Origin of the sequence: Rosenbergiella sp. YN46 (genome assembly GCF_036620675.1) — a bacterium.
In the GTDB taxonomy this organism is placed as follows: Bacteria; Pseudomonadota; Gammaproteobacteria; order Enterobacterales; family Enterobacteriaceae; genus Jejubacter.
In genome coordinates this window covers 1-13,014 of sequence record NZ_JAZHEE010000057.1, presented here as the reverse complement: position 1 = coordinate 13,014, position 13,014 = coordinate 1, and the positions used below count along the sequence as shown (strand labels likewise).

Annotated in this window: 6 protein-coding genes; all 6 read left to right on the top strand. The window is 58.8% G+C overall.

Translation table 11 applies throughout. The annotated features are described in order from the left end of the window. A partial coding sequence (locus V3W49_RS21785; protein WP_500148062.1) for a BapA/Bap/LapF family large adhesin occupies positions 1-3,093 on the top strand: 3,093 nt, incomplete at its 5' end. 172 nt (positions 3,094-3,265) lie between these two features. Further along, a complete protein-coding gene (locus V3W49_RS21780; RefSeq protein ID WP_500148063.1) occupies positions 3,266-4,633 on the top strand; it encodes a TolC family outer membrane protein in 1,368 nt (455 codons plus the stop codon). After that, a complete protein-coding gene (locus tag V3W49_RS21775) occupies positions 4,630-6,798 on the top strand; it encodes a type I secretion system permease/ATPase (protein ID WP_500148061.1) in 2,169 nt (722 codons plus the stop codon). The genes V3W49_RS21780 and V3W49_RS21775 overlap by 4 nt, the downstream gene beginning before the upstream one ends. After that, positions 6,779-7,993, top strand: coding sequence for an HlyD family type I secretion periplasmic adaptor subunit (locus tag V3W49_RS21770; RefSeq protein ID WP_500148060.1), 1,215 nt, complete (start codon positions 6,779-6,781; stop codon positions 7,991-7,993). Before V3W49_RS21775 ends, V3W49_RS21770 begins: the two co-directional genes overlap by 20 nt. Before the next feature lie 18 nt (positions 7,994-8,011). Continuing rightward, positions 8,012-11,080 (top strand): glycosyltransferase, encoded by a 3,069-nt coding sequence (locus tag V3W49_RS21765; RefSeq protein WP_500148059.1) that lies wholly within the window; start codon positions 8,012-8,014, stop codon positions 11,078-11,080. A gap of 114 nt (positions 11,081-11,194) precedes the next feature. Beyond that, positions 11,195-11,992 (top strand): MetQ/NlpA family ABC transporter substrate-binding protein, encoded by a 798-nt coding sequence (locus V3W49_RS21760; protein WP_500148058.1) that lies wholly within the window; start codon positions 11,195-11,197, stop codon positions 11,990-11,992. The last annotated feature ends 1,022 nt before the right edge of the window (positions 11,993-13,014 follow it).

The window sequence follows — 13,014 nt, the reverse complement described above, 5'->3', positions numbered from 1 at the left end:
GACAGCGACTCGGATTCGGACAGCGATGCTGATTCAGATAGCGATTCCGACTCTGACAGCGACTCGGATTCAGACAGCGACTCTGACTCCGACAGCGACTCGGATTCGGACAGCGATGCTGACTCCGACAGCGACTCGGACTCTGACAGCGACTCGGATTCGGACAGCGACTCTGACTCTGACAGCGACTCGGATTCGGACAGCGATGCTGATTCAGATAGCGATTCCGACTCTGACAGCGACTCGGATTCAGACAGTGATTCTGACTCCGACAGCGATTCCGATTCGGACAGCGATGCTGACTCCGACAGCGACTCTGACTCTGACAGCGACTCGGATTCGGATAGCGATTCCGACTCTGACAGCGATCTCCAGGCCAGAGACGACGCAATCCAACTGGAGTTGACGTCCACCACAACCCAGACCACCAGTAGCCATTCGGATACCGGTAGCGTCTTTATCGGCCTGCTGGGCGGATTGATTAATCTGGGTAGCGGAAATGCCGTGACCGGCTTCACCGTTGAGGAAGGGCACAGCGCCAGTATCGATGTCAACGTTACCGGCCGTTCGCTGCTCTCCGCCATTAGCGACCTGAATGTGGCGGTGCAGCGCTGGGATGCCAGCAGCGAAAACTGGGTCACCGTGGCGGATAGCTCCAGCGATCCGTCGCTGATCTCCATTATCGGCGGCGATACCGTCTCTCTGACCCTGGATGGGCTGGAGCCGGGCCAGTACCGCGTAACGGCATTCAGCGATAACGCGCTGCTGGGGCTGCTCTCTTCCACGACCGTGACGGTGGATGTCACCGATAACGGGCCAGGGGTTAGCGGTTCCGCCAGCGGTAACCTGATTACCGATGACGATGGCGTTCACGGTAGCGATAGCGTTACGCCGGGCACGCTGGTAAGCCAGGTGACCAATAGCGACGGTACGGTCGTAGATGTTCCCGCCAGCGGCGAAGGGGTGACCATTGCCGGCGAGTATGGATCGCTGACGCTGTTTGCCGACGGTAGCTGGACCTACACGCTGCTGGACTCTTCGACCGCGGTGCAGGGTAAAACCGAAACCTTCACCTATACCCTGAGCGACGGAACGCAAAGCTCCAGTGCGAACCTGACCATAGCGCTGACGCCGCCGGGTGGCAGCGACGAGGTGGTAACGGCCGTTGACGATCGGGTCACGCTGGATGTCGAAACCGTCTATCAGGAAACCGATAACGGTGAAAGTTCGAAGACCGGTTTTGTGCTGTTAAACCTGGGGCTGGGCGATATCCTGGATCTCAGCCTGATCGATATCAATAACCAGGCGACCTTCTCTGTGGGAGCGGATGAAGTGCGCAACCTGAACCTTCAGGCCAATGCAGGCGGTATTGCGATAGGGACATCGTTCGATCTGTACATCTACAAATACGATGAGCAGAGCGGACAGTATCAGGTTATGCAGCGGCTGGAGGACTGGTATCGGATAGTTCTGCTGGGTGGCGTTTCGGATGAGCTGCCGATCACCCTGACCGAAGGTAACTACCTGTTCCTGCTCAATGCCACCAGCGGTCTGTCGGTGGCGACGGGGTATACCCTGAAAGTGTTGTCCGACGTTACCCACTCGGTATCCACCGATAACGTCAGCGTGACGGGCAATGTGATAAGCGAAGGCGAAGGCGCCGATACGGTACCTGAAGGCAGCGTGATTAGTAGCGTGAACGGCGTTGCCATCGCCAGCAGCGGTACGACCACCATTGCCGGCCTGTATGGCGAACTGACCATCGATAATCAGGGGAGCTACACCTATACCCTGTACGGCGGTCAGGAAGCGGCGAACGTAGGATCGAGCGAACGCTTTAGCTATACGGTCACCGGGCCGCAGGGAACCCAGTCTACCGCGACCCTGACCGTTAACCTGGCCCAACCTCAGTTGACTGCCGTCGATGACGCGGTCGCGCTGGAGGTGGCGGCAGCCAACGTCAGCGCTGCGTTTAGCCAGGCGAATCTGGCCAGCGCCGACTGGACGACGGCGGGTAGCAGCGTTACGCAGACTTCTCAGGGCGCTTTCCACGTGGATGAAGGCCATGTCCTGACGGGGATCTCGCTGCAGTATGCCCTGAGCGACAGCCTGTTGTTGGGCAGCGTGGGGCTGACCATTAGCTACACCATCACCAATGCCGCAGGCGAAGTGGTGGCGAGCAGCAGTTCGCCTCTGGTAACCAACAGCAATGCGTCGCCGGCGGCGATAAGCCTGGGCGATCTGGTGCTGGCGGGAGGGGATTATACGCTTCACGTCACCAGTATCTCCGACGCAGCGGGCACGGTGATTTCACGCCCGACGGTATCGGTTGATGCCTCGCTTTCCGGTACCGAGGTCACGCTGGATGAGTTCCATACCGGCGAAGCCGTCACCGTCACGGGCAATATCCTGGACGGCAGTGATGCCGATGGCGTGGCGGATGAAACCCTGGCTATCGACACCCGGCTTATCGTCAGCAACGACCAGCAGTCGGTTACGCTGAATCAATACGATGAGCAGGCGGCGACCCTGGCAGGCAAGTATGGCACCCTCACCATTTACGGTGACGGCCACTATAGCTACAGCCTGAACAGCGGCGTCGATGTGGCAAGCATCACCCAGAAGGAGACTTTCGGCTATCAGCTGCAGACGGCGGATAACGCCAGCGCCAGTGCGACGCTGACAATCGATCTGCATCCAGTGCTGAATGGTAGCGGACAGGGCGATACGGTCACCAGTACCGCCTATGACGATACCTTTACGCTGGGGGCGGGAGCCGACACGGTCATCTTCAACCTGCTGGATGCGCAGGACAGCACCGGCGGTAACGGTAGCGATAACGTCTGGAGCGACTTCTCCACCGCCGATGGCGATGGTATCGACGTCACCGGACTGCTGACCGACTGGGATGGCAGTAGTGCAACCTTCGGGCAGTATCTGTCGGTCGAGCATACGGCGCAGGGAGACACCGTTATTTCGATAGACAGGGACGGCAGCGGTTCGCAGTACCAGTCCACGCAACTGATCACCCTGGAAGGGGCGGAGGTGACGCTGGACGAACTGCTGCAGCACAACAGTCAGGATAACGTGTAACGGAAAACCGGCGGCACAGGGAAGTGCCCGCCAGACGCCATGTTGCATAACGGTGTCGGCGGAAAAAATAACGATTATTTATTGCGCTAATCATAATAAAACTAAATTTTTGGGAAGTAATATGGGAATACATCGCTATTGCCATGTGGGGCTCGTCTGTCTGTTCACGGGAATGGCGCCATGCCATGCCGCCTTTGACGCGGACGATATTCGAACTATCGATCCCCAACAACTAAAGGCGCAACAGCAACTGCCTGCCTTAACCGGTCAGGTAACAGAGCCACCGCGCCAACAGCCTTCTACGCCGCTGGACATTAACGCTGCAGTACATCGCGCCGTTCAGTGGTATCCGGATATTAGCGAGGAAATCAATAAACTGTTCACTCAGGCATCGAAAGTCGATGTCGCGCGGGCGAAATATTATCCCCAAATCAACGGGGGCTTTAATAACGGTATCACCAATACCTATAGTGACCATGGCTATAGTCCGTCGCTGGTACTTTCCGTATCGCAAATGCTCTATGACTTTGGCAAGGTCGACAGTTCGGTGCGCGAAGCGAACGCCGCCGTGGCGCAACAGCAGGCAATGGTGCTGCTAAGCATTGATAAAATCGCCCACGATGCAGGAGCGGCGCTGGTTCAGGTACAAGGCTATCAACGGCTGGTGGCTATTGCCCGGGAACAGTTGGACGCGCTGAATAAGATCGGTGCGCTGGCGCGCCAGCGTAATAGTGAAGGCGCCAGTTCGCTGTCGGACGTGGTGCAGACCGAAGCGCGTATCGAAGGCGCCAGAGCGACGCTGACCCAGTATCAGGCCAGCCTTGAACGCTGGCGGGCCACCCTCTCCACCTATCTGGGATGGGAACAGACCCAACCGGTCAGCGATGCTTTTCCCCGCCAGATGGATGGCGCCTGCCAGACATCGCATATTGACGATCAACTGGTACCGCAAGTCCTGGCGGCCCATGCCCAAATGAATCAGGCCGTGGCGCAGCTGGATAATGCAAACGCCCAGTTACTGCCTACTATTTCGCTGGAGCCTGAAGTCACCCACTACCTGAACGATCGCTATGCCAACAGCCAGACCCTGGATCGCACTCAGTATTCTGCCTGGGTTCGGGTGCAGATGCCGCTGTATCAGGGGGGCGCGCTAACTGCCAGCCGCGATGCGGCGCAGCACAGCGTGGCGGCGGCGACGGCGGCGGTACGCACCGCGCAGTTAGAGGTACGCCAGCAACTGAGCGAGGCCAGCAACGAAGCGGCCAGCCTGCAACAGGCACTGTTAATTCAGGCCCGCCAGCAGGCGCTGAGCGAGAAGACCCGTACCCTGTATCAGCAGCAATATCTGGAGCTTGGCAGCCGGCCATTGCTGGATGTGTTGAATATTGAACAGGAGATCTTCCAGTCGCGCTTTGTCGAACAGCAAACCCGAAGCCAGCTCCGAAGCCTGCAACTCGACTGCTTATACAGCACCGGGCGCACCCGTAGCGCCTTCTCCCTTGATAAACAAGCCATTCAGGGCGTGGAGATCCGTTCATGAGTGACATCCTTCCACCGGCCTGTGCCGGGGCGCCGACGGCGCAGGAGATTTCCGACTGGCAAATGGCTATCTCCCAGGTTGCCCGTCACTATCGTATTACCTGGTCCGCCGGCAGTTTGCAGGCGGCCGCCAACTGGCAGAGCGGCCAGCCTCTGTCGCAGGTGTTGAAAAATCTGGGGCGCCAGGCCGGACTACAGGCGCGAATTCTGAATGACGGCGTCGGGCAGATTTCCCGCTGGCAGTTGCCGCTGGCGATTCAACTGCGCGACGGTCAAATTGGCGTTATCACAAGCTTTGACGGTGAGGATCAGGTGGCCGTCTGCCTGGCCTGTGATGAAGAGCTGGTTAATCGCTATCCGCTCCAGGAACTGCTGGCGGAAATCCGCCTGGTGGTCGCGTTGCGTCCGTCGGCGCAGGCGCGGGATCCGCGCGCCAGCCGCTACCTTGCCGCTTTCCGGCCGGACTGGCTACGTAAACTGGCGATACAGAAACTGCGCCCGTACGGCCACGTGATGCTGGCTTCGCTGTTTATTAACCTGCTATCGATGGCGGGCATTATCTTTTCGATGCAGGTTTACGATCGGGTGATTCCGGCCCAGTCGTACCCCACGCTGTACGTTCTGGCGCTGGGCGTGCTGATTGCGGTGCTGTTCGCCTTCGCGCTGCGGCTGATGCGCGGCCATATTACCGATATTTTGGGCAAGCAGGCTGATATTCGTATCTCCGATCGAGTATTCGGCCACGCTCTGCGCCTGCGCAACAGCGCGATACCGCGTTCTACCGGCAGCTTTATCTCCCAGCTGCGCGAACTGGAGCAGATCCGCGAAATGGTGACTTCGTCGACGGTGTCCGCCGTGGTGGATTTGCCTTTCTTCTTGCTGTTTCTGCTGGTGTTGTGCGTGATTGCGCCTCAGCTGTGCTGGATTGCGCCGCTGGCAGCGATCCTGATGCTGGCGCCAGGCCTGATGCTGCAAAAAAGGCTGGCTCATCTGGCCCGTCAGAATGTGCAGGAATCGACTCTGCGTAACGCGGTGCTGGTCGAAAGTATCCAGGGGCTGGAAGACATTAAGCTGATGCAGGCGGAAAACCGCTTTTTACAGCAGTGGAATAGCTATATCCAGATCACCGCCCAGTCCGGAGTGCGCACCCGTAAGCTGACCCAGGGGCTGATCGCCTGGGGGATGAGCGTGCAGGGCATGGTCTACGCTGGCGTAGTGATGCTGGGGGCGCCGCTGGTGATCGACGGCGACATCACCACCGGCGCAGTGGTGGCCGCATCGCAGCTTTCCGCACGCATGGTGGCGCCGATGACCGCGCTGTGCGGCGTTCTGGCGCGCTGGCAGCAGGCCAGGGCCGCGAAAGCCGGGCTGGACAGCATTATGAGCCTGCCGGTGGAAAACGGGCCGGATGAGCAGCGTATCGCCAGTCCGGTACTGCACGGCAACTATCGTTTCAGCAACGCGCTGTTCCGCTATCAGCCGGACGATCCTCAGGTACCGTTGCGGGTGGCGAAGCTTGAGATCGAAGCTGGCGAACGCATTGCCGTGCTGGGACGCAACGGCGCCGGGAAGTCGACGCTGTTGCAGGCGCTGGCGGGCGGTATTCCTCTAATGGAAGGGGAATTGACTCTGGATAATCTGAGCCTGGGGCATATCGATATGGCGGATGTGCGGCGTAACGTCGGGCTGCTTACCCAAAACGCCCGCCTGTTCCACGGCACGCTGCGCGAAAATCTGACGCTGGGAGCGCCGAACGCTCGCGACGAGGAAATTTTCTCTGCGCTGGAGGTGTGTGGTGGTGCGGACTTTATCCGCCGTCTGCCGCTGGGACTAGACCATCTGGTGATGGAGGGAGGAAGCGGCCTGTCCGGCGGTCAGCGCCAGGCAATTCTGTTGGCGCGCATGCTGCTGCGCGATCCCAATATCGTTCTACTTGATGAACCCACCGCAGCGCTGGATGAACACACCGAACGCGACTTCCTGCAGCGTCTTGAGCGCTGGCTTGGAGGGCGCACGCTGGTGGTGGCGACCCACCGTACCGCGGTAATGGGGCTGATAGACCGGGTGCTGGTGCTGAAAGAGGGGCAACTGGTGATGGATATGCCTAAAGAACAGGCTTTTAACCGGGCGACGGCGGGAGGCGATAATGAAAAACAGTCAGCCTGAACTGGCTTCGCAACAGGCACTACCGCTGCTTGCCGGCGCGGACAGCGAGCTGGATGACGGCACCCTGGCCCGTTCGCAGCGGATCGTTGGGGTTATCGCACTGCTGTTGCTGGCGGTACTGGTCTGGGCGTGGTTCGGCACCCTGGACGAAGTCTCCACCGGAACCGGAAAGGTGATTCCCAGTACCCGCGAACAGGTGATTCAGTCGCTGGACGGCGGCATTCTGGTGGCGCTGGGTGTGAAAGAGGGGCAGCGGGTTCAGGCTGGCCAGATCGTTGCCCGGCTGGATCCGACCCGTTCGGAATCCAACGTTGGAGAGAGTGAAGCTCGCTATCGGGCGGCGCTGGCGGCCAGCGCCCGTCTGTACGCTGAAGTGAACGACCTTCCGCTAACTTTTCCGGAGGCGCTTAAGGATTCTCCGCAACTGATCGCCGCAGAGAGCCGGTTGTTTCACGCCAGGCGTAGCCAGTACGCCGACTCGCTGACCCAGATTAAGGCGTCGCTGGCGTCGGTAAGCCGGGAACTGGAGATCACCCAGCGTCTGGTGAGCACCGGCGCCGCCAGTAATGTGGATGCCCTGCGGCTCCAGCGCCAGAAGGCCGATCTGCAACTGAAGATGCTGGATTTGCGCTCTCAGTATCTGGTGCAGGCCCGGGAAGAGCTGTCCAAAGCCAACGCCGAGGCCAGCACCTTGTCGGAAGTTATCAAAGGGCGAGCCGATTCCCTGCGGCGGATGACGGTGACCTCGCCGGTACGCGGTATCGTGAAAAACATTAAAGTCAACACCATTGGCGGCGTGATTCCGCCTAACGGAGAACTGATGGAGATAGTGCCGGTCGACGATCGTTTGTTGATCGAAACGCGTCTGTCGCCGCGTGATATCGCGTTTATTCATCCGGGGCAGAAAGCGCTGGTGAAAATCACCGCCTATGATTATGCCATCTACGGTGGCCTGGAAGGGCAGGTAGAGAGCATTTCGCCAGACACCATACAGGACGAGGCCAAACCGGAAATCTACTATTACCGGGTCTTCATTCGTACCGACCACGACTTTTTGCAAAACAAAGCGGGCAAACGCTTTTCGATCGTACCGGGCATGATCGCCAACGTTGACATCAAAACCGGTGAGAAAACGGTGCTGGATTATCTGATTAAACCCTTTAACCGCGCCAAAGAAGCGCTGCGGGAACGCTAATTTTCCGGGAGGACGGCAATGTCGTTAAGTCATTTATTACAGTGCGCCTGGCCACAGGCGCAAAGCCTGGCGCCGGAAAAACAGGGAGATGGCTGGACGCTATTTTTTAGCCTGGGCTCGCCGGAAAGCCGCGCCCGGGTCGTGACGGCCAGGGGGAAAAGCTTCCCTGAAGCCTGGCTGGCGGGGGCGCAGGCGCTACAGAAGCAGCGGCGTAAATCGCAGCAGCAGCCCTGCTGGCTGCGGGTCGAGGTAGTCAACAAGATAGAGGCTCTGAGCTGGGGGCAACTTAAGGAAAAGCTGGCCCGCACCAAACGCAACTACTTCCGCTTTGGGTTGAGTTTCGATGCGCAATTTTCCCGGGCGCTGCTGGAGATGGAAATCAACGCCAACGCCATTCTTTACGATGGCAAGATTCCGGTCGCCACGCCCAATGCCGGTAATCTGGCGCGCTACAGCGAACTGCGCTTCGGTGAAGCGTTAAACTGGCCAGAAAGCGATGGTGAAACGCTATGGCGTTTCACCACCCGCGGCCTGTTTACCGATGGCCGTCAGGTATGGGAGATAGCGGATAGCGGCCGCAACTCCGGTATCAGACAAATTGCGCAATGGCAGCAGACTGCGCTGCCTCAGGCTATTACTCAGGGCTGCGACTTTTTAGCGCGCCAGGTGCTGGCGGAAGGCAGGTATGAGTACGGCTGGTTTCCCTGCTTCGATCGGCGTATTGGCACCTATAACGCTCTGCGCCATGCCAGCAGCACCTGGGCGCTGATCGACGGCTGGTCGCTGACGCGCAATCCCGGGCATAAAGCGGCTATTGACCGGGCGCTGGACTATTTAACCGGGCGCCTGATCCAGAGCTTTCCGCTACCCGATGGCGGCAGCGCAGACTTTGTCGTGGACGTCGGCGATGAAATTAAGCTTGGCGCTAACGCCGTGGCGATCCTGGCGCTGGCAAAGTACAGCGAAGTCACCGGCGAAACCCGCTATCTGGAACAGATGAACCGGCTGGCGGAAGGCATCGCCTTTATGCAGGATCCGCACAGCGGCGGCTTTGTTCACGTTCTGAACGCGCCGGATCTGTCGCTGAAAGAGGCTAAACGTATTATCTATTACGACGGCGAAGCGGCTTTTGCGCTGATGCGTCTGTACAGCCTGACCGCCGATTCTCGCTGGCTGGAGCGGGTCAAAAAAGCGGTGGATCATTTTATCGTTCAGGAGCACTGGCGCGCCCACGATCACTGGCTGGGCTACTGCATAAATGAGCTGACGATCTACTGTCCTGAAGAGAAATACTTCCGCTTTGCGCTGGACAATGTGCGCGATCATCTGGATTTCGTACTTGAACGGGTGACCACTTATCCCACGCTGCTGGAACTGATGATGGCGGCGCAACAGACCCTTACCCGGCTGGCGAATTCACCGCACCGCGGGCTGTTGGCGGACTTCGACCTTGCTAAATTTAATCGGGCGCTGGAAAGCCGGGCGCGCTATTTGCTGAACGGCTTCTTCTGGCCGGAACTGGCGATGTATTTCAGGCGACCGCGACGCATTGTCGGCAGCTTCTTTATTCGCCACCACGGCTATCGGGTACGGATCGACGACGTGGAGCACTATCTGTCGGGCTATGTCGCTTATCTGGCCTGGCTACGGCGCAGCCAGCGCCAGCCGGTAGCGCTGACTCCCTGGCCCGATAACCAGGTTATGTTCCTGGGGGAGAATTTGCGTGATGTCGGCAACGGCATTGAAGTCGCGATGACGCGGCGCGCCAGGCTGTTTGTGGAGCGGCTGGAGCAAACGCCCTGCATTATGACGTCGGCGTGGAATCCGGCGCTGGGACAGACGGCGGCGCAGCTTAAAGAGAGTGGTCGGTTGCCGCAGAGCGTGCGGGTATTGTCAATCTACGAGGGGCTGCTGGCGATGCGCGATCGCGGTGAGCTTTCCGCGCTGGCCTGGCTTCCGCCCGGGCCTCTGCTGGGCCGTACCCGCAGTGACGATGGCCTGTATCGTTTGCAGTTCGCCCATCAGGACGACCCGCAGCGCCTGGCGCTGGAGGTTTTTGTCGATAGCCATAGCCAGGCACTGCTGACAAAGCGTTACCAGACCCGTCACGATCGCGCGGTTCTGGAGCGTATCGACTGGCACCTGACCGGGCGCGGCGTGGTTAGTTTCTTTAGTGAATCGGCCTGGCTGGCGGCAGCGCTAAACGCTACCCTGGCGCCCGAGGTGCGCTGGCACTTTATTGTCGATAAGAACCTGCCGTGGCGCGATTTCGTGCTGTCCGATCCGCGGGCGCGTTTTAACGCCACGGTGACGGCCTTTATCCACAGTACCCACCGGCTGCCTAATGGCAATCTTAAGCAGGCTTATGCGCATTTGTTAAGGCCACAGGCGCCGGTCGATCAAATTCTGATGCTGACTCAGGAGCAGTGCGACGATCTGGTTCGCGACGGCGCGGATCGGCGTCGATTACGCGCGATGCCGCACGCGGCGCCGGATGCCCCCAACCGGCTGGCGCCCGGAGCGAATAACCGCCGGGTGCTGTATATGGCGCGCTATTCGACAGAAAAACGTCACGATCTGCTGATAAGAGCATTCCGGCGGGTGGTGCAGGCGGTACCGGACGCCGAATTGCACACCTGGGGCGTCGGGCCGCTGCGCCAGGGGTTGGTACGGCAGGTGGCGCAGCTGGGGCTGGAAAAATCGGTGAAAATCCACGGGTTCACCAGTGATGTGGCTCAGGCCCATAGTGAAAGCTGCTGCGCGGTGCTCTGTTCCGATCAGGAAGGGATGCCGCAGTCTGGGCTGGAGGCGCTGAGTTACGGGACGCCGCTGGTCAGCATGGACGTTAAATACGGCCCGCGCGATCTGCTGGCCGATTTTGAATGCGGCCGCCTGGTGCCGGATGGCGATGAACAGGCGCTGGCCGAGGCGCTGATAGAGGTGCTGACTCATCCTGAACGACTGCCCCGAATGCGCCAGCAGGCGCGGCTAAGCGCGGCGCGTTTCCATCCGGATATCGTTGCCGGATGCTGGCGGGCCTGGTGGCAGGCGCGCAGCAAGGCGCCCGAGGCGGCTTTGTGTGAATAGACGTCTGGATGGATATATGGTTATTCAATAACGATATTTCGTCATCCTGTCAGGGTGTGCTCCAATGATCGACATCATTACTATTTATCCTTGTGAATAAAAAGGAATTTTTAGATGAAGAAAATTGTAGCCGCCCTGCTGGCTGGCGCCAGCCTGCTACTGGCCGCCTGCTCTCCGGACGATGACAGTAAAGTGAAAGTGGCGATTAACAGCGGCCCGGATCAGGCTATCTGGGACGTGGTGAAAAAAGTCGCCCATGAAAAATATCACCTTGATGTCGAAGTGGTTTCTTTTAATGACTATGTGTTGCCCAACGAGGCTTTGCGCAACAAGGATGTGGACGCCAACGCTTTCCAGAGTATTCCCTATCTGGAGGATCAGTCGAAGGATCGCGGCTACAGGTTTGCGATTCTGACTAACACTTTCGTGTACCCCATCGCCGCCTATTCGAAGAAACTGAAAAATCTGTCCGGGTTGCCGGACGGCGCGACGGTGGCTATTTCTAATGAAGCCACAACGCTGGGGCGTAGCCTGCTGCTGCTGGAAGCAAAAGGGCTGATTAAGCTCAAAGAGGATGTCGGTTTTCTGCCAACTACGCTGGATATTGTTGCCAACCCGAAGCACCTGAAATTTGTGGAGGTTGATACGCCGCAGCTGACCCGTACCCTGGACGACGGAAATGTCTATTTATCGATTATTAACAATAACTTTGCCTCACAGGTTGGGCTTTCCGCTTCCCGCGACGGTCTGTTTATGGAAGATAAGGCATCGCCTTACGTCAATGTGATGGTGGTGCGGGAAGAAGATAAGGACGATCCGCGCCTGGCGAAGCTGGTTGAGGCGTTTCGTTCCGACGAAGTGGTGAAAAAGACCGAAGAGATCTACAAAGGGGACGCGATAAAAGGCTGGTAACCGGCTGGCGTTTTCTGCAAAAGCCCCCATACCGCCGTGCGGATGGGGGCTTTTGTTTAGCGCATTGTGGGCTGAGTTGAGGGTGATGGGGGGATGGCGTTCTTTTTTTGCGGCTATGCCGTGTTCTGGAGGAATATATCGCGCTGGCGAAGGTTCCGTTCACCTTAAGGTGATTTCTCTTATATCGGTTTTGGAACCGGTGAACGGGTCAGGAGGCTCAAACGCCGCCCCTGACAACCTTGCTTTCCGACGTGAAAATCGCCCTTAGGGATTACTCGGCCCGTCCCTGGGCCTCGCCCCTCCGGGGCCAACGCCTGCGGCGTTGTTCAAAATGGCTCCCGGCAATTTTGTCCTGCGTATTCCCGCCAGCCGGACGGGTCGGGCGTGACGGCGCCTCCCTGTGCCGCACACCCTCAGCCCGACGTCCTGTCGGGCTGACCCTGGCCGCCGTGAATACTCCGGCGATTTTCAGGCCGGAGAGTGTCACTGCCTTTAATCTTCTGCCCGGATTAATCAGAGCAGATATCATTTTAAAAAACAGACTAAAACGACAAGGGGGTTATATTCGGCTTAAAAAACGCCGTAGCGTTCACGCAGGGCCGGAGGAGCGACAGGATGTCGCGACAGGGCAAGGCCGCCTGGGATGGCGACTCTTGCCCGTGCCGAAAAGCCCGGCGTGATAAGCGAAGGGGCCCGCGTCAGCGGCGTTTTTTACCGCCGGGGAGCCCGGGTCGCCAGGGGAGCGGCGACTGAGCCCCCTGGCCCGTTCTACCTGCTGTGGATTAACAGAGAAGCAATTACGCAAAGTGAACGGAACAGCCCGCCACATCATCATATTCTGCCGCTTTTGTTCTGAAACCGGGCGCCGGAGCCGCCTGTTCCCTCACCCCGGCCCTCTCCCGAAACGGGAGAGGGAGTTTCCCGGCAATGAACGGAACAGCCACCGCATCGTTATATTCTGCCGCTTTTGTTCTGAAACAGGGCGCCGAAGCTGCCTGTCACCCTCACGCCAGCCCTCTCCC

Excerpts from the sequence above, each read along its gene's own strand:
- V3W49_RS21770 (WP_500148060.1), top strand. The coding sequence starts at position 6,779 with ATGAAAAACAGTCAGCCTGAACTGGCTTCGCAACAGGCACTACCGCTG.
- V3W49_RS21760 (WP_500148058.1), top strand. The coding sequence starts at position 11,195 with ATGAAGAAAATTGTAGCCGCCCTGCTGGCTGGCGCCAGCCTGCTACTG.
- V3W49_RS21765 (WP_500148059.1), top strand. The coding sequence starts at position 8,012 with ATGTCGTTAAGTCATTTATTACAGTGCGCCTGGCCACAGGCGCAAAGC.
- V3W49_RS21780 (WP_500148063.1), top strand. The coding sequence starts at position 3,266 with ATGGCGCCATGCCATGCCGCCTTTGACGCGGACGATATTCGAACTATC.
- V3W49_RS21775 (WP_500148061.1), top strand. The coding sequence starts at position 4,630 with ATGAGTGACATCCTTCCACCGGCCTGTGCCGGGGCGCCGACGGCGCAG.